General features: G+C 65.2%; 16 protein-coding genes. 7 read left to right on the top strand and 9 right to left on the bottom strand.

What is annotated here, in order from left to right; all coding sequences use genetic code 11:
- Window positions 1-20: 20 nt before the first annotated feature.
- From ACCQ03_RS11320 to mmuM, 3 genes are all read left to right on the top strand, one after another.
- On the top strand, window positions 21-446 hold the full coding sequence (locus ACCQ03_RS11320) for a hypothetical protein (RefSeq protein ID WP_057679315.1): 426 nt from the start codon (window positions 21-23) through the stop codon (window positions 444-446).
- Between the two features lie 140 nt (window positions 447-586).
- On the top strand, window positions 587-1,984 hold the full coding sequence (gene mmuP / locus ACCQ03_RS11315; protein ID WP_057679316.1) for an S-methylmethionine permease: 1,398 nt from the start codon (window positions 587-589) through the stop codon (window positions 1,982-1,984).
- The gene (gene mmuM / locus ACCQ03_RS11310) at window positions 1,981-2,946 is read left to right on the top strand and encodes a homocysteine S-methyltransferase (protein WP_057679317.1); all 966 of its coding nucleotides are present in this window, start codon (window positions 1,981-1,983) and stop codon (window positions 2,944-2,946) included. Before mmuP ends, mmuM begins: the two co-directional genes overlap by 4 nt.
- Before the next feature lie 80 nt (window positions 2,947-3,026).
- On the opposite strand, the gene ACCQ03_RS11305 is transcribed toward mmuM, so the two are convergent.
- The 3 genes from ACCQ03_RS11305 to ACCQ03_RS11295 all read right to left on the bottom strand — a co-directional run bounded on the left by ACCQ03_RS11305 (window position 3,027) and on the right by ACCQ03_RS11295 (window position 6,694).
- Window positions 3,027-4,964: a DUF885 domain-containing protein gene (locus ACCQ03_RS11305; RefSeq protein WP_057679318.1), complete on the bottom strand. Its 1,938-nt coding sequence runs from the start codon at window positions 4,962-4,964 to the stop codon at window positions 3,027-3,029.
- A gap of 274 nt (window positions 4,965-5,238) precedes the next feature.
- Window positions 5,239-6,015, bottom strand: coding sequence for a queuosine precursor transporter (locus ACCQ03_RS11300; protein ID WP_057679319.1), 777 nt, complete (start codon window positions 6,013-6,015; stop codon window positions 5,239-5,241).
- Window positions 6,016-6,019: 4 nt separating this feature from the next.
- Entirely contained in the window at window positions 6,020-6,694 is a 675-nt protein-coding gene (locus ACCQ03_RS11295; protein WP_209225367.1) for a DUF502 domain-containing protein, read from the bottom strand.
- 440 nt (window positions 6,695-7,134) lie between these two features.
- Here ACCQ03_RS11295 and ACCQ03_RS11290 point away from each other — a divergent pair, with 440 nt between their 5' ends.
- Window positions 7,135-8,511, top strand: a complete 1,377-nt coding sequence (locus ACCQ03_RS11290; RefSeq protein ID WP_057679320.1) for a hypothetical protein — start codon at window positions 7,135-7,137, stop codon at window positions 8,509-8,511.
- A gap of 287 nt (window positions 8,512-8,798) precedes the next feature.
- Here the strand turns inward: ACCQ03_RS11290 and ACCQ03_RS11285 are convergent, their stop codons facing one another.
- Window positions 8,799-10,352 (bottom strand): alginate export family protein, encoded by a 1,554-nt coding sequence (locus ACCQ03_RS11285; protein ID WP_057679321.1) that lies wholly within the window; start codon window positions 10,350-10,352, stop codon window positions 8,799-8,801.
- Between the two features lie 364 nt (window positions 10,353-10,716).
- Between ACCQ03_RS11285 and ACCQ03_RS11280 the strand changes: the two genes are divergently transcribed.
- The gene (locus tag ACCQ03_RS11280; RefSeq protein ID WP_057662021.1) at window positions 10,717-11,079 is read left to right on the top strand and encodes a PadR family transcriptional regulator; all 363 of its coding nucleotides are present in this window, start codon (window positions 10,717-10,719) and stop codon (window positions 11,077-11,079) included.
- The gene (locus ACCQ03_RS11275) at window positions 11,076-11,993 is read left to right on the top strand and encodes a sensor domain-containing protein (RefSeq protein ID WP_150145736.1); all 918 of its coding nucleotides are present in this window, start codon (window positions 11,076-11,078) and stop codon (window positions 11,991-11,993) included. Before ACCQ03_RS11280 ends, ACCQ03_RS11275 begins: the two co-directional genes overlap by 4 nt.
- Before the next feature lie 127 nt (window positions 11,994-12,120).
- Here ACCQ03_RS11275 and ACCQ03_RS11270 read toward each other — a convergent pair whose 3' ends face one another.
- Window positions 12,121-13,464, bottom strand: a complete 1,344-nt coding sequence (locus tag ACCQ03_RS11270) for a polyhydroxyalkanoate depolymerase (protein WP_209225365.1) — start codon at window positions 13,462-13,464, stop codon at window positions 12,121-12,123.
- A gap of 442 nt (window positions 13,465-13,906) precedes the next feature.
- Window positions 13,907-14,509: a methyltransferase gene (locus ACCQ03_RS11265; protein WP_057662016.1), complete on the bottom strand. Its 603-nt coding sequence runs from the start codon at window positions 14,507-14,509 to the stop codon at window positions 13,907-13,909.
- Between the two features lie 73 nt (window positions 14,510-14,582).
- On the opposite strand from ACCQ03_RS11265, the gene ACCQ03_RS11260 reads away from it, so the two are divergent.
- The gene (locus ACCQ03_RS11260; protein WP_017155679.1) at window positions 14,583-15,029 is read left to right on the top strand and encodes a HemJ family protein; all 447 of its coding nucleotides are present in this window, start codon (window positions 14,583-14,585) and stop codon (window positions 15,027-15,029) included.
- A 206-nt stretch (window positions 15,030-15,235) separates the two neighbouring features.
- Here the strand turns inward: ACCQ03_RS11260 and ACCQ03_RS11255 are convergent, their stop codons facing one another.
- From ACCQ03_RS11255 to ACCQ03_RS11245, 3 genes are all read right to left on the bottom strand, one after another.
- Window positions 15,236-15,685 (bottom strand): hypothetical protein, encoded by a 450-nt coding sequence (locus tag ACCQ03_RS11255; RefSeq protein WP_057662011.1) that lies wholly within the window; start codon window positions 15,683-15,685, stop codon window positions 15,236-15,238.
- A gap of 92 nt (window positions 15,686-15,777) precedes the next feature.
- The gene (locus tag ACCQ03_RS11250) at window positions 15,778-16,533 is read right to left on the bottom strand and encodes a tetratricopeptide repeat protein (protein ID WP_057662007.1); all 756 of its coding nucleotides are present in this window, start codon (window positions 16,531-16,533) and stop codon (window positions 15,778-15,780) included.
- Between the two features lie 57 nt (window positions 16,534-16,590).
- The gene (locus ACCQ03_RS11245) at window positions 16,591-17,550 is read right to left on the bottom strand and encodes an acetyl-CoA carboxylase carboxyltransferase subunit alpha (protein ID WP_047693638.1); all 960 of its coding nucleotides are present in this window, start codon (window positions 17,548-17,550) and stop codon (window positions 16,591-16,593) included.
- Window positions 17,551-17,607: the final 57 nt, after the last annotated feature.

Raw genomic sequence — 17,607 nt, 5'->3', positions numbered from 1 at the left:
AACACCAGAGGACTTTCTCCATGACGACCTATACCAACAACGGCACCGGCACGTTCAGCAGTGCCAGCAACGCGATCCGCAAGCATGTGCTCGACGACTACCTGGCGGCGAAGATCGCCAACCATCTCGGCATCCGCCGCAGCGAGGTCAACGACCGTACCGTGATCCAAGTGCCCGCCAACTACGCCAACAGCGAAGGCGTGATTTCGGGCATGGAACTGGTCAAAGGGCTGCGCGTGGACCTGCAGCGCGCGCAGGCCCACGACGGTAATACCTACGCGACCTGGCAGGTGCAGTGGGGCACCGGCAGCAACGGCAAAACCGGCGGTGCCTATGCCGGCGTGTTGATGCGGGTGGCGACCGACTTCACGTTCGCCGAGTTCCGCCAGGCGATGAGCGAGAGCTTCGGCTACACACCGGGCGCCTATTGCCGGCTCGATCCCTGACCGGCACCGCGAACGAACCGATCGGCAGCATCACCGCCCGCCAGTCAGAGGCGGGCCCTCGCCCACGGCTGGCCCGCACACGGCTGTGCCCGTCTGCGTGGGCGTGGCAGGATGCAGATGCCCCCCGATCAGATACACCCATGCCCGAATCGCCACCGATCACCGCCCCGCAGTTCCAGCGCAGCATGCAGGTGCGCCATCTGGTAATGCTGTCGCTGGGCGGGGTGATCGGCACCGGCCTGTTCTTCAACACCGGGTACATCATTGCCAGTACCGGCGCGCTGGGCACGGTATTGGCGTATCTGATCGGCGCACTGGTGGTGTACCTGGTGATGCAATGCCTGGGCGAGCTGGCGGTGGCGATGCCGCAGACCGGTGCGTTTCACGTGTATGCCGCGCGTTACCTCGGCCCGGCGACTGGCTATGTGGTGGCATGGTTGTACTGGTTGACCTGGACGGTGGCATTGGGCTCGAGCCTGACTGCCGCAGCCTTCTGCATGCAGTACTGGTTTCCGCACAGCCCGGCGTGGCCGTGGTGCCTGCTGTTCTGCGCGCTGATCTTTGGCCTGAACACGGTGTCGGCGCGCTGGTTTGCCGAAGGCGAGTTCTGGTTTTCGTTGATCAAGGTGATCACCATCGTGGTGTTCATCGTGCTGGGCGGCGCGGCGGTGATCGGTCTGTTGCCGTTGGCCGATGGTTCGCCCGCACCCGGGTTGCGCCATCTGCGCGCCGACGGCTGGTTTGCGCACGGCACGCTGCCGATCTTGATGACGATGGTGGCGGTGAATTTCGCATTTTCCGGCACCGAGTTGATCGGCGTGGCGGCCGGCGAAACCGCCCAGCCCGCACGCGCGATTCCGCTGGCAATCCGCACCACGCTGGTGCGGCTGGTGGTGCTGTTCGTCGGCACGGTGCTGGTGCTGGCGGCGCTGCTTCCCGCCAAACAAGCGGCCGTGGACACCAGCCCGTTCGTGCGCGCCTTCGAGCTGTTTGGCATTCCCTATGCAGCCGACATCTTGAACGCGGTGATCCTCACCGCGATCCTGTCGGCAGCCAATTCCGGCCTGTATGCAGCCGCGCGCATGCTGTGGTCATTGGCCGATGCAGGCACGTTGCCGAGCGGCCTGGCGCGCTTGACCGGCCGCGGCATTCCATTGCGCGCCGTGTCGCTGAGCATGCTGGGCGGCTTGCTGGCGCTGCTCACCGGCGTGTATGCGGCCGACACCGTGTTCGTTGCGATCTCGGCGGTCTCGGGGTTTGCGGTGGTGGCGGTGTGGCTGAGCATCTGCGCGGCGCATTACCGTTTCCGTCGCCAACTGCTGCGCGATGGCGTTGCGCTGGAAACGCTGGCGTATCGTGCGCCGTGGTATCCGTGGACACCAATCCTGGGCGTTTTGCTGTGTCTGCTCGCCTGCATCGGGCTGGCATTCGATCCGCAGCAGCGCATTGCGCTGTGGTGCGGGATTCCGTTCGTCGCGCTGTGCTATGGCGCCTACGCACTGACCCAATGGCTTGCGGCCCGGAGACTGCACGCATGACGATTCTTCCACGCCAGCCGCGCGCCAATGCGCCTTTCAGCCAAGTCTTGCAGCACGACGGGTATGTGGTGCTGGATGGCGCGCTGGCCACCGAGCTGGAACAGCGCGGCTGCGATCTCAACGATGCGCTGTGGTCGGCGCGCGTGCTGATGGAGCAGCCGGAGCTGATCTATCAAGTGCATCGCGACTACTTCGCTGCCGGTGCGCAATGCGCGATCACCGCCAGTTATCAGGCCACGCCGCTGGGATTTGCCGCGCGTGGACTGGATCTGGCGCAATCGCAGGCGCTGATCGCGCGCAGCGTGCACCTGGCCGCGCAGGCACGCGCCGACCACTTGCAACTGCAGCCGGACGCTGCGCCGTTGTGGGTGGCCGGCTCGGTGGGGCCGTATGGCGCCTATCTGGCCGATGGCTCGGAATATCGGGGCGACTACGTCCTGCCGATCGAACACCTGATGGATTTCCATCGTCCGCGCATCGCAGCGCTGGCGGAGGCGGGCGTGGATCTGCTGGCTTGCGAGACGCTGCCATCGGCCAGCGAAATCGTGGCGCTGCGGCAGTTGCTGCAACACGAATTTCCGCAGCTGCATGCCTGGTTTTCCTTCACCTTGCGCGATGCGGCGCATCTGAGCGATGGCACGCCGCTGGCGCAGGTGGTGCCGGCGCTGGATGCCTGCGCGCAGGCGATCGCGGTGGGCATCAATTGCATTGCGCTGGATCAGGCGAGCGCTGCATTGCACAGCCTTGCGGCGCTGACTGCGCTGCCGCTGGTGGTATATCCCAACTCGGGCGAGCACTACGACGCCAGCGACAAGCGCTGGCATGCCGGTCACGCGGCTGCGCTCACGTTGGCCGACCAGCATGCGCACTGGCTGGCGGCTGGCGCGCGCTTGATCGGTGGTTGCTGTCGCACCGCACCGCGCGATATCGCCGCGCTGGCGGCGGCGCGTGCGCGGGACTGACCCGACTTACGAACGCGCGCTCACCAGAGGCCAACCTGCCGTGACGGGTCAGCAGCGTCCAACCACCGCAACCGCGCGCGTCACCCCTTCTGGGTGGCGATCCAGCGCTGGATCTTGTCCTGCAGGATATCCAGCGGCACCGAGCCGTCCTTGAGCACTTCGGTGTGGAAGGCGCGCACATCGAAGCGTGGGCCCAGCTCGCGCTGCGCCTGCTCGCGCAATTGCGCAATCTTCATCTCGCCCACCTTGTACGCCAGCGCCTGGCCGGGAATGGCCATGTAGCGGTCCACCTCGGCTTCGGCATCGGCGCGGCTCATGGCGGAGTTGTCCACCATGTAGTCGATGGCCTGGCTCCGCGTCCAGCCCTTGCTGTGCAGGCCGGTATCGGTGACCAGGCGAATCGAGCGCCACAACGCGTTCTGCAGATAGCCGTAGTAGTTGTACGGGTCATCATACAGCCCCAGCTCGCGGCCAAGCGATTCGGCATACAGGCCCCAGCCTTCGATGTAGGCCGTCTCGCCGCCCAGGCGGCGGAACTTGGGCAGGTCGGTCAGCTGCTGCTGCAAGCCCAGCTGGTAGTGGTGGCCGGGCACCGCCTCGTGCAGGTACAGGCTCTCGGCCTCCCAGGTCTTGCGCGAAGGCAGGTCCGAAGTGTTGACGTAGAAGATGCCCGGCGTGCTGCCGTCGCCGCTGGGGCGCATGTACGAGCCGCTGGCGGCCGATTGCGCACGCTGCGGTTCCACCGCACGGACTTCCAGCGCCGGCATGCCCTGGGTGTTGAACAGCCGCGGCACCGCCAGCTGCACGCGGCCCTGCAGGCTGCGGTACGTGCCCAGCAACTCGGTGTCGCTGCGGAAGCCAAAGCGCCGGTCGGTCTGCATGAACTTGTAGAACTTGGGCAGGTTGCCGCGGAACTTGACCTGTTTGGCCAATGCCTGGATTTCGCCCTGCAGGCGAGCGACCTCATCCAGGCCGATCTGATGCACCTGCTCCGGGGTCAGGTCCGTGGTGGTGCTCTGGCGTACGTCGTAGGCGTACCACGCCGCGCCGTTCGGCAAGGCGGCCAGACCATCGCTGTCGCGGCAGGCGGGCAGGTATTCGGTGGCGATGAAGCCGCGCAACGCGCGGTAGGCCGGCATGATGCGCACTTCGATCATGCGCTTGTACTCGGCAGTGATGCGCTGCTTGTCGGCCTCGGGCATGTCGGCCGGCAGGTTGCGCACCGGCCCCCAGAACAGGCTGTCTTCGGCATTGCGCGCGATGATCGCGTCCAGCTGCGGCAGCACCTTCTGCATCAGCACCTTGGGCTGCACCACGCCGGCCTGCATGCCGGCCCGCATGTTGGCGATGGCCTGCTCGAACAGGTCGGGAATGCCGAGCGCACGCCGCGACCAATTGTCGTAATCCTTGACCGTCTTGAACGGCTGGGCGCCGGTGCCCGAGCCCAGCACCACCGCAATGCTGGCGATGTTGTAGAACTGGTTGATCGGCAGCATCCAGCTGGGAAACTGCTCGGCCGCCAGCGCGCTGCGCGCATCGCGCACGAAGATCTGGTAACTGAGCAGGTCCTGCCCACTCAGCCCGTCGGGCCCCAGCGCCTCGGCCTTGCCCAGCCACAGCACGGTGAAGTCGTGCGACTGCTGGCGGAACGCCGGCGACAGGAAGTTCGGTAGCTGGTCGTTATAGCGGCTCTCGCCCTGGAAGGTGGCCTGCAGCGGGTTGAGCTTGAGCGAGGCGTCCCAGTACTGGTCGTACAGCAGGTTGAGCTGCTGCGCCTTGGTCAGCACCACTGGCGCTGCAACCGCGCGTGGCCTGGCCGTGGCAGCCTTGCTGCCCTTGCCCCTGGTGTTTTTGGCTGCCGGCTTGGCGGTCTTCTTGCCTTTGCTCGCCTTCGCGCGCGTTTGCGTGGTCTGTGCCTTGGCGGTCTTCTTCTTGGCCGCATCGGCCGGCGCCGCCAGCGACAGGCTCACGAGGGCGGCCATGGCCAGGGACAGCAGGCGGGAAAAGCTGAGGGGCATTACCGGCTCCGGAAACAAGCGAGCGGGGAGCTTGCCCGATCCGCACGGTTACGGCCACCCATTGGGGGCATACCGCCTATCGGCAATTCATGCGGCGCATGGGCACGGTGCTGCGCCCGCGCGATGTGGTGCGCTGCGACATGCCCAGCGAGGCGGCGTGCAGCCACAGCGCTTGGTAGGCGGGCGCGGGGCGCCGCGATCAGGACCACCGTCGACCAGGTGCTGCCACCGCAGCCATTGCGGCGCGATGACCTGGCCGGGAGGGAAGCCCGGCTCAGTCGGCAGCGGCTTCTTCGCGCAGCTGCTCGGCGCGCTCGGCGCCCAGGTACGCCGTGATGCCGCGGCGTGCCAGATACAGCAGCGGGATCAGCAACACCGCAAAGCCCATCTTGTAGATGTAGTTGAGCGTGCTTACCGCCAGGAACTGGTCGATCGACCAATGCTGCGGGCCGAGCACGAAGGCGATGTAGATCACCACGAAGCTGTCCACCACCTGCGAGACCGCAGTGGAGCCGGTGGCGCGCAGCCACACGTGTTTTTCGCCGGTGACGCGGCGGATGCGGTGAAACACCGAGACATCGATCAACTGGCTGAACAGGAAGGCCGCCAGCGAGCCGCCGATGGTCCACAGCCCTTGCCCGAACACTGCCGCGAATGCGGCCTGGTAATCGGGCACCCCCTGGCTCTGCGCCGCCGTGACCCACCAGCCAGCCGGCGCCAGCGCGATGGCCGCGAATGCGAACACGAAGCCGTAGCCGATCAGCGCCACTGCCACCCACGAGATGAAACGCACCCCGCGGCTGCCGAAGAACTCGTTGATGGTGTCGGTCATGATGAACACGATCGGCCACAGCAAGGTGCCGGCGGTGAAGCTGAGCGAGCCGCGCTGGCCGAACAGATTCCAGTTCAACGGCGCAATGCCGAGCGTGTCTTCCAGCGCGAAGATCTTGACGCCGATGAACTCGGCCAGCGCCGCATTGACGCAGAAGAAGGCCGCCAGCGCGATGAACAGGCGTACCGCACGATCGTCGAGGGTGCGCACATGGGGCATGGTGTCAGCGATCCGCAGTCCGGGTGAAGGGAACCGATTCGGGCGCCACCGCGCCACCGGAAATGATGAAGCTCATCGCCTGATCCACGCTCCAGTCGGTGGGCGTGAGCAGCTCCACCGGCACGATTTCCAGGTAGCCGGAGGTGGGATTGGGCGTGGTGGGCACGTAGACTGCGGCCAGCTCGCGGCCGGTGCCCTGTTCCTTGATCACGCGGGTGACCAGGCCCACCGACTTCATGTCGCGATGTGGGAAATCGATCAGCACCACGCCCTGGGTGCTGCCGGGCTGGGTCTGCAAGATGTCCAGCAACTTGCGCGCGCTGTCGTAGACCACGCTGGCCAGCGGAATGCGCCGCATGATGGCCTCGAACCAGCGCAGCAAGCGCTGGCCGATCACGCGCCGGCTCAGGATCCCGACGAACAGGATGACTGCCACGGTGGCGATCAGGGCGATGGTGTTCTGCACCCACAGCGCCTTGAACCAGCCCAGATAATCGGGAAACGACGCAGCGATGCGTTCGGACAACGGCACCACCCACGGGCTGCTGATGCCCGAAAGCAGCGAGAAGACGAACTTCACCACCACCCAGGTCAACCAGACCGGCAGCAAGGTGAGCAACCCGGTCAGAAAGACCCGTTGCAGGGAAGGGCGGACGTGGGGAGTGGGGGATTCGGACATCGGCATAGTGTAGGCATTCGGCCACGTTCGGTGGGGCTGGGGCCGGGGTTTGGCAGCAGGCATTCGCCATTGGCAAAAGTGTTTCGCGTGCCCCAAGCCGGCGCAATCCCATGATTCCGGTACCCACATCGCCACAGACGTGGCGGCACCCGTCGCCCAGCCGCAACGGGCAACCGGTGCAGCCTCCAGTCGTTGGGGAAACATGCCGCGCAGGGGCGGATGAGGGGGCGGCGTCTGCCAGCGCCCGGATTCTTTCGACGACTGACTGGCACCATCGCCCATCGCTGGCGCGGTGTGGTTCCAGCACGCGGTGTCGTTGCCCACTGTTGCGCAGGTCGCCAGACACGCGGCTGCCGATGGTCTGCGGCCCGAAAGAACGCAGTGCGTCTGTGCCCGTCGCAGGCCTGCGCCGATGGCACTAAGATGCGCAGCTCCCAGGGATGGATCTTTCGCACGTGTTCGCCAAATTTCTCAAAGCCGCCTTGCTCGGTGTCTGCATCCTGATCGCAGCAGTGCTGGCGCTGTATATGGTCTCCAGGCATTGGCCGATTCCCGAATCGCAGCATCAGGCGTTGGCGCAGCTGCGCCAGCCGCTGCCGCCGTTGCGCGGGAGCAACATGTTCGGGGCGCTGTGGTCGCTGTCGTACGCGATTCCGGAGGCGCAGCGCGAGACAGTGCTGGCCCAGGACGTCGCGCGATTCAATCGGCTGCCGGAGCAGGCGGCATTTCAAAGCGCCGCTGCAGGCTATCGGCGCTTGCCAGGCTGGCCGTCCGGCGCGCCTGCGCTGTGCATGGCTAGCGCTGGCGGATGCTTGCAGCGCGTGCGCGAACAACCGCAGGCCTATGCCGCGGCGCTGGCCGCACAGGCACCGATGCTCGCGCGGATGCGCGCGTTGGCGCAACACGCCGACTACCGTAGCCCGTTCCGTCCACGTGTCGGTACGCCGTTGCCCGAACTGCCGCGCATGACCTTGTCGATGACGGCCAGCGCCTTGGACTTTGTCCAGGGGCGCACCACCCAGGCCTTGTCCGATGTCTGCACCGATGCACAGGTGGCCCGTGTGCTGATGCGCAGTAGCGACAATCTGGCAATCACGATGATCGGCGCGGCGATGCTGCGCGGCAATGCGCACCTGTTTGCCGACATGCTGGCCGAATTGCCGGCGCAGCATCCGCTGCCCGCGCAATGCGCCGCTGCCTTTGCGCCGCTGCCGGTGGAAGAGATCGCGCTGTGTCACGCGTTGCACGGCGAATCGCGGATGGTGTTTGCGCTGCTGCAGGAGGATGCGTTGACGCAAGGCGGCCAATCGTCCTGGCAAGACCGGTTCCCGTTACGGTTGCTGGACTCCCAACGCACCCAGGCCTTGCTGGCGCCCACCTTTACCTGGGCCTGCAGCGCGCCGGTGCGGACCTTGCTGGCACAGGATCAGCCGGTTCCGCAAACGCTGATCCCGTTGCCCCAGACCGCATCGGTGGCCTGCGTCGCCAATGCCACCGGGTGTTTGCTGGCAAGCGTGTCGCATCCGGACTACCTCAACTATCAGCACAAGATGCAGGACACCGCCGCTGCATTGCGCGCGCTGTCGGCACTGCAGTGGTTGCGCGACCATCCTGAGCAGACAACGCCGCTGCCGCAGCGGATCGCCGCGCTACCGCCTGCGTTGCGTGGACAGGTGCGCCCGCTAGGCGCCGGAAACGACGGCAAGAGCCTGACGCTTCGGCAATACGCACGAAGGGAGGGCGTGGCAGGGAACGATCGCTGGCCGTTGCCGGCCAGTGCGATCGCGGCCACCCAGGCAGCCTCATCGGCTCGATAAACAAGACGCTTTCTGCACTGCCAGGCACAGGTCGCAGCGCCGGCGCACGCGGTCTGCGCCTGCATGCGCAATGCGTGTATCCGCAGCGGCTGCCTGCCGCCACCGACGGACAGCCGTCAAAGCGACGATCAGTGCGTCGCTGTGTCCCGCTGCCGGGCGCATGCGCCCTTGTTCGCTGGCATCGGCATCGCCCGCACGCCAAAAAACAACATGCCGCGTCCTTGCGGGACGCGGCATGTGATGATGCCACTGCAGGTCGGGGATGCATGACGCACCCAGCCGCTGTGTCAGAAGCGGAAGTTCAACCAGCCCATCACGAAGGTCGAATCGCCGTAGCCTGCCTTCTCCAGCGCGGGCCCGGCCATCAGATGTTCGGCGCGGAAGGTCACCGACCAGTTCGGGTCGATATTCCAGGTGGCGTTGATGCGCGGCATGGTGCCGATGCGGCGCTCACCGGTGTTCTGGGTGCGTGCATAGGCGCGTGCCTGGTTGTTGTAGATCGCATCGCTGGTGGTCTGGCGCCACAGCGTTTCCCATTCCAGGTTCACGGTGAGCTTGGAGGTCGGGGAGAACGTCAACGTCGGTGCGGCAGTGACCAGGTTCACCGGCCCGAAGAACGTGGCCCAGCTGAAGTAGATCGTGTTGCCGTACAGGAAGTTGTTGTTGCGCAGCGTGCCGGTGCCGGAGGTGCCGCCGCCACCGGAGGCGATTTCGCTATGGAAGCCCAGGCGCGGCTTCCAGCCGGTTTCGCTCAGCGACCAGGCGTTGGACGTACTGGCCATGTAGGCGCGCAGGTCGCGTCCGCCGAAGCTGCCGCGCTGCACGGTCACGAACGAATCGGTGCGCAGCTTGCCCACATTGCCCCATAGGCGCAGGCCGTAGTAATTGCGGTTTTCTTCCGCGGTCTGGCGGCCCCACACCTGGTTGTCGTTGCGGAACTGATAGAAGAACGGCTCCAGGTACATCGGCTTGGCAGTCGCCAAGCGATAGCCACCGACCACGCCGCGGAAGTGCCGCGAGCGGTCGATGCGATCATCGCCGAGGCCTTCGGTGCCATCGATGTTGAAATTGAAATCGAACAGGTCAACACGCGTCCTGTCGCCGATTGCCCAAGCGCGTGCGCCGTTGAAGGTCACGAAGATATCGGTGTTGTCGCGCAGCGCCATCAGCGTGGTCGGGCCATCGACGAACACCTGGCGGCCGACGCGCAGGCCGGTGTCGGCGTTGCCGATACGGCCTTTCACGTCGAAGAACACCTGCTGCAGGATCGCGTTGTTTTCCTGGGTGCCGGTCTTGGTGCCTTCGTTGCGCCCGTCCAGGCTGCCATGCGCCAATTCCGTGTACAGACGGAAGTGCTCGCCCACATGGAAGTCGGCGCCGAAGAAGGCGCGCAGCAGATACTGCTGCTGCGAATGGCTGCCGGGAATCAGGCCCGGATTGGTGATGGTATTGCTGCGCACGCGCAACTCGTTGCTGAGCGACACATATACATCGCCGTCGTCGTTGAGCGGGATGTACTTGAGCGGATCGAACGGACTCTTGCGCTTGGACGGGTCCTTCAGATACGACCAGTCTTCGGCCCAGCGCACCTGCCACATGTTGCCGCCTTGCTTGGCACCCCAACCCTGCGCTTCGAGCGGATAGCCCTTGGCGGTGGCCGGAGCGGCGGTGACCGGCGCTTTCGCCGGCTCGGCAACGGCCTGCTCGGCATTGGTCGGCGCCGGCTGCACCTGCGCCAGGCCAAGACCCGGCAGCGCCAACCCGATCGCAAGGCACAAGCGCCGTGTGGCACCAAAGGAAGTATCAGCCATGGCCGCCTGCGCCAAGCGTGTCGTTTGCATCGTATTCCCCGTCGAAAGTGAAAACCCCTAGGCGAAAGGTATCGGCAGGGGGGACACCGACTGTAGTAAAGCCGTGCCAGAAAGGCAGTAACCCAAAGGTTCTAAGCTCATGAACTCACTGGGTTTGCGCAGGCGGGCGCTAGTGGGGCGGGGATTGGGGATTCGGTATTGCGGATTCGCAACGGCGGCGCTACTGCGACGGGGCTCGCTGCGATGACGACAATTGCTCAAACAAGCTAGCGACCACGGCTTTTTTTTTGACCAATCCCCAATGCCGAATCCCCAATCCCCGCCCATGACTACCGGCACATTCACTATAGCTAGGTTCTACATAGCATCACCTTCAACCTAGCGGAGATGGCCGATGAGCGAGCCGGATATCCACCTACGCAAATTTCAGAAGGAACTGAGTGCGGGCACGGTCTCGTTGGCCTTGCTGGCCGTCCTGGCACAGGCCGATACACCGCTGTACGGCTACCTCATCGCCAAGCGGCTCGAGCGTCTGGAGGGCGTGCTCAGCGGCAAGCAGAGCGCCCTGTATCCGGTGCTGCGCAATCTGGAAGGGGCCGGGTTGCTGCACAGCCATGTCGAGCCCTCGGCCTCCGGGCCACCGCGGCGGTATTACCGCATCACCGACAGCGGGCGTGACTGCCTGCGCGACTGGACCGCCGCCTGGCGTGCCACCCGAGATTCCGTTGATTCAGTGCTGGAGGGGACCCACTCATGAAGACAGTTGCACAGGCACACCCGTTGCCGACCACCATTGGCGATTATCTGCTGCAGCTGCGCCAGGCGCTGTCCGGTGCAGATCCGGCAATGATCCAGGACGCGCTTTACGACGCCGAAGAGTATCTGCGTTCGGAACTGGCAGAACAGAAAGGCAAGAGCGAGGCCGAGGTCATTGCCGGCGTGGCCAGCAGCTACGGCGCGCCGGAGGAAGTGGCAGAGATCTACCGCGAAACCGAGGTGACCGTGGCACGCGCACTGCGTTCCCCGGTGCCACCGAGGCGGGCATCGTGGATCGGCACGTTCTTCGGTGTGGCCGCCGACCCCCGCACCTATGGCGCCTTGTTCTACATGCTGCTGTCGCTGCTCACCGGGGTGTTCTATTTCACCTGGGTCGTGACTGGCGCCAGCCTGTCGATCGGGATGTTGATCCTGATCATCGGCGTGCCGCTGCTGGTGTTGTTCTTCGGCTCGGTGCGGGTGTTGTCGCTGGTGGAAGGCCGCGTGGTCGAGACGCTGCTCGGCGTGCGCATGCCGCGTCGCCCGCAATACCCGGGCCTGCAAGGTGGTTGGCTGCAGCGTATCGGCGCGATGTTCACCGATGCGCGGACCTGGAGCACGATGCTGTATTTCCTGCTGATGCTGCCGCTGGGCATTCTGTATTTCACTGTGTTTTGCACGCTGCTGGCGCTGTCGTTGGGCCTGGCCGCTTCACCGATCGCGGTGCTGTTCGACAACCTCGCCGTGCTGACCTGGGATGGCGTGGACATCACCAGCGCCTGGCTGACGCTGCCGTTGTTCGCAGCGGGCGTGCTGTTGTTGTTCGTTACGCTGCACCTGGCGCGAGCGTTCGGCAAGTTGCACGGCATGTTCGCCAAGCACCTGCTGGTCAAGGGCGGAGAAGCGGCCGCGTGATGCGCCTGGCCGAGATGTCAGCGTGCGCAGGGTCGGTGGTGGTGCTCGCTCGCCGGCATCACGTCGTCTCGCGGTTGCACGCAGATCGAAATGAACATCCCCGGCATTGCCGGGGATGTTGTGTGGATCAGGCGCGTTTGCCGCGCTTGCGGATCGGGGTCACGGTGGCCGGGTCGCGGCTACCCACCGGGTCGGCGTCGTAGCGGGCGATGAATTCGCGCACCTGCGGGTACACCACCTCGCGCCAGCGACGGCCGCTGAAGATGCCGTAATGGCCGGCGCCTTCCACCACCAGATGGCGCCGATGCGCCGCATCGATGCCGGTGCACAGATCGTGCACCGCCTCGGTCTGGCCGAGGCCGGCGAAGTCGTCCAGCTCGCCTTCGATGCTCAGCAGCGCGGTATTGCGGATCGCCGAGGGCTTGACCAACTGGCCGTCCACCTTCCACTTGCCTTGCGGCAGCAGGAACTCCTGGAACACGACGCGAATGGTGTCCAGGTAATACTCGGCCGGCATGTCGAGCACGGCGTTGTATTCGTCGTAGAACTGCCGGTGCGCTTGCGCATCCTGCAGATCGCCCTTGACCAGATCGGTGTAGAAATCCCAGTGCGACATCACGTGCCGGTTGGGGTTCATCGACAGGAAGCCGGCGTGTTGCAGGAAGCCCGGATACACCTGGCGGCCATGGCCCGGATACGGGAACGGCACGGTGTGGATCAGGTTGTTCTGGAACCACTCGATGCCGTTTTCCGTGGCCAGGTTGTTGACCTGGGTGGGGCTGCGACGCGCATCGATCGGCCCGCCCATCATCACCAGCGAGCGCGGGGTGGGCTCGTCGTTGCTGGCCATCAGCGACACTGCAGCCAGCACCGGCACGGTAGGCTGGCACACGCTCACCACATGCAGGCGCTCGGCGCCGATATGGCGGATGAATTCCTGGATGTAGGTGATGTAGTCCTCGAGCCGGAACGCGCCGGCGTCCAGCGGTACCATGCGCGCGTCCACCCAGTCGGTCACATAGACCTTGTGGTTGCGCAGCAGGGTGCGCACGGTGTCGCGCAGCAACGTGGCGTGGTGGCCGGACAACGGCGCTACCACCAGCACGGCAGGCTGCTCCTTCATCTTGCCGATTAGCTCGACGTGGTCGCTGAAACGCTTGAAGCGCAGCAGCCGGCAGAACGGCTTGCTCAACACTTCGCGTTCGATGATCGGTAGCGAATGGCCATCGACCTCGACATCGTCGAGCGCCCAGGCCGGTTTTTCGTATTCCTTGCCCAGCCGGTGGAACAACTCGTTGCTGGCGGCCATGCGCTCGGCGCCCGGGAGCGAGGCCCACAGGCTGTCCGGGTCGGAAAACATCTTGGCGTTCGCCTGGGCCTGATGTACCCAGGGGGCTAGCAGATTGCGGGTCAGCTCATGCAGTTGATAAAGCATTCCACCCATCCGTGCGGTTTTGCTGCCGCGCAGCATACCGGTTTTGGCGCATTTGCACCTTAATGGGGCTGCGGACCGTTGAGGCTGCCATACGATTGACGGCAAGCGCGAGCGCGTTGATTTGCCGCGGTTTGGTTTGCCGCAAGTGGTGATGCTTTGGACGGCTGCGCGCGCCGAAAGCGCGCGTTCGGCGCAGAACCCTGCGGCCTGCTGGACGAGTCCCTCTCCTGTAGAGGAACACGTGAGGTCGGAGCGCAGCCCAGTGCACTCAAACTTCTTCAGCGCTCGATCTCCACCAGGCTTCGCACGTACCTCGTCCGCCCCTGCGGGGCACCTTCTCCCGGCGGGAAGGAATCAAGCCGCTCAGCCTGCGAGGAAGGCTGCGTGGACTGAAGCCCCTCTCCTGCGGGAGAGGGTTGCGGTAAGGGGGCGCGGCGAAGCCACTCGCCACGCGTGCCGCAACCGGCCAACGTTTTGCTTAGCCGCGTTCCAGTGCAGAGGCCTCATCGGCCAACTGTGGCGACAACCAGCAATGCGAGCCGAGTGCAGCAAACCCCACGCTGGCGAAGCGGCGCCGATACCAGCGCGCCGATCGCGCCTGGAAGCCGTCGTGATCGCCCTCGAACGCATCTTCTTCGGCGAAGGCTTCCAGAAACGCCACGCCTGCGCACATCTCGGCCAACCCCGGCAGGCCCTGGTTGAACTCGCGCGTGGGCACGTAATGCAGCACGTCCGAGCAGATCAGCAGATCCACCGGGGCGCACGGGCGCAGCCAGGCAAAATCGCCGAAGCGGGCAGGGTGGATCTGGCGACTGCGGCCATAGCGCTGCACCGCATAGGCGCTGCTGTCGAAACCCAGATAACTCAGCTTTGGCCGCAATGCCAACAACGGCGCGCGCCATGCGGCTTCGCCGCAGCCGACATCGAGCACGCTGCGGATCGGCCGTTCCAGGTAGTACTCGGCCTGGGCCACGGCGAGTGCGACCTTGCGTCGCAGGCGTGCGGGGTCGGCCAGCCCGGCATCGCGATACCAGCGGCGGAAATAGTGGGCGTCGTACTGTTTGGGGTCGGACTGCTGCATGGGCTTGGCTGCTTTCGCGCGCGCGGATAGGTGAAAATGCGGGCCATCCTACGCGAGCCAGCGGAGCCAGCGCATGACCCTGTATTTGTGGATCAAGACCTTCCACCTGTTGTTCGTAATCGCCTGGATGGCCGCGGTGTTCTACCTGCCGCGCATTCTGGTCAACATCGCCGAAGCCGGCAGCGACACCGCGGTGCGCGCGCGCCTGGTGTTGATGGGGCGGCGGCTCTATGCATTCGGCCACAGCATGCTCGGTCTGGCACTGCTGCTGGGGGCGGTGCTCTGGCAGGGTTATCGGGTCATCCCGGATTTCCCGACGATGGTCGCCGGCGGCTGGCTGCACGCCAAGCTGTTTGCCGTGGCATTGATTCTTGCCCATTACATCGTGTCCGGGCGCTGGGTCAAAGGCGCCGAACAGGGGCGTGCAGTGCCCAGCGGTCGGGCGCTGCGCTGGTTCAACGAAGCACCGGTGATCCTGCTGGTCGGCGTGATCTGGTTGGTGCTGGCCAAGCCGTTCTGAGCGCATTGCCCACCGCATCTGCGTACGCCTGACGGCTCCGGCGCGCCGGTGCCAAGGCTGCTACTGCCGAAAAAATACGGGGCATTCCGGTGTCCCGCCGCGCATGCCTGTGGTGGTTCATGGAGGGACGGCCAGTGACGTGGAGATGTGCGCACCGGGCAAAAGGGCCGATGAATCTTAGGGTCCGCGCGAGCGCGACGACGAATTCATGCGCCTGACGGGTGTTGCTTGAGCAGCATCTCCAGATACCGTTTCTGGTGTCCGGCAAATCCCTTTCTGCCGTATAGCGCGTAAATTTTGCCGAAGGCAGCATAGGCGCGTGCCTCATCCCCGAGCTGCAGCATCGCTTCGCCTTCGGTCATCAGCACAAGATGGTCGGTGTGGTCTGGGTCGTCGTACATCAGTGCCATCACCTGGATCCATCGAAGCACGTTTTCCTGATCGTGCAGGTCGGCGTAATCCTTGACGAAACTTGCAGACAGGCTTTGCGGGTAATAATCCCAGTTCGCCTTAGGTTCGGGGATCAGCGCCCACGCCTGTAATCCCAAGGCGAGCGATTCGGCCAGGGCGCCGCTGCGAAACCGCTGTGTGGATTGCTCCAGCAGACGATCGATCTCGGCTCTCAGACCTGCCTCGATTTCAGGCTTCCTTTGCATGGTGATGGCCTTGATCAGGTTGCCAAGCGATTGGTTGCCGAGCGATGCGATGTGCGTGACCTGCAGCTACACGGGCGTCGTGTTGGCTGCTCTCAGGCGCCGGTGTCGAGCTCGCGCAGGCCCTTGCGCGCCAGGTCGACCCAGGCGCGTTGCTCGCGTTGGTAATGCTTGGGCGAGGCGGCGGCGTGACGCAGCACCTGTTCGTACACCGCCCTGGCCTGGTCATTGCGTGCGATGCGCTGCAGCAGTTGTGCATAGCGCACGCGTGCTTCTTCGCCCGGATAGCCTTGCGCCAGCGTGTCGTATTCGTGCAAGGCAGCCTCGGTGTCGCCACTGCCTTCGACCGCGCGCGCATACAGCAGGTGCCCGTCATGCGAGCGGAAGCTGGGGTTGGCTGCGATCAAGGCATCCAGGGTCTGCCGCGTCTGCTGCGGTCGGCCCAGCCCGAACTGCGCCTTGGCCAGGCCGAGCATCAGGTGCGGATCGTCGCGATAGAGTCCACGCAAGGCCCCCTGGTAATGCTCGGCGGCCTGGGCGTAATCGCCGCGCGCCAGCAAGGTCTCTGCGAGCTGGCGGCGATTTTCCGGTGTGTCGGCCACATCCAGCCGGCGTGAGGCATCGCGCTGTTCGCGTTGCGGGTCCAGGGTGCTGCGCACGCGCTTGAGGCCACGGCGTGCATAGGGGTCGTTGCGCAGATCGGGGATGACCGCCACGCACACATAGACCAGCACCGCCAGCAGCGAAAACGCCAGCAGCAGGAAGATCCAGTACAAGGGCCGCCCGCTGCGCACGACGTGGACGCAGCAGGCGGCTTGCAGCAGCAGTGAGATCAGCAGGAGCGGAGACATGCGGGTGTGGCGTCCTTTCCATGGCCGTGCACTGGACGCGGCAGGCCGTCGTGCGAATCAATGCCCTTCGTAGGCACCGTAGCTGCGCAGGCGCTCGTAGCGCTGCTGCAGCAGCGTTTCCACTGGAATCTTTTCCAGCGCGTCCAGCTCGTTGAGCAGCACGGCTTTCAGGCGTTTGCCCATCTGTTCGGGATTGCGATGCGCACCGCCGGTGGGTTCACGGATCACCTTGTCGACCAGGCCCAGGCCTTTCAGGCGCTTGGCGGTCAGGCCGAGCTGTTCGGCGGCATCCTTGGCCTTGGCCGCGTCCTTCCACAGGATCGAGGCGCAGCCTTCCGGCGAAATCACCGAATAGGTGCCGTATTCCAGCATCAGGGTGCGGTCGCCCACGCCGATCGCCAGCGCGCCGCCGGAGCCGCCTTCGCCGATGACGGTGCAGATCACCGGAATCTTCAGCTCGGCCATTTCCAGCAGGTTGCGCGCGATCGCCTCGGACTGGCCGCGCTCCTCGGCACCGATGCCCGGATACGCGCCGGGGGTATCGATGAAGGTCAGCAGCGGCAGGCGGAAGCGTTCGGCCAGCTTCATCAGGCGCAAGGCCTTGCGGTAGCCCTCCGGGCGCGGCATGCCGAAGTTGCGTGCCACCTTGGTCTTGGTGTCGCGGCCCTTCTGGTGGCCGATGATCACCACCGGACGGCCGTCGATACGGCCCAGGCCCCCGACGATGGCCTTGTCGTCGGCATAGGCGCGGTCGCCGGCCAGCTCCTGGAATTCGTCGCAGATGGTGTTGATGTAATCCAGCGTGTACGGGCGCTGCGGGTGGCGCGCCAGCTGCGAGACCTGCCAGGCCGACAGATCGCGGAAGATCTGCGCGGTGCGCACGCGCAGCTTGTCGCGCAGCGCCCGCACTTCGGTCTCCACGTTGACCGCAGGCCCGGTACTGGCCTTGCGCAGTTCCTGGATCTTTGCTTCCAGATCGGCGATGGGTTGCTCGAAGTCGAGGTAGTTAGGATTCATGCAATGGCGTCGTCAACGTAAGGCGGGGAGTGTAGCTGAAGCGCTGCCCTCGGCCCG

The organism is Xanthomonas sp. NCPPB 3569 (genome assembly GCF_041475645.2).
GTDB classification, from domain to species: Bacteria; Pseudomonadota; Gammaproteobacteria; order Xanthomonadales; family Xanthomonadaceae; genus Xanthomonas; species Xanthomonas phaseoli.
Note: the sequence above shows the minus strand (reverse complement) of the source record. Positions and strands in the feature narration are given on the sequence as shown.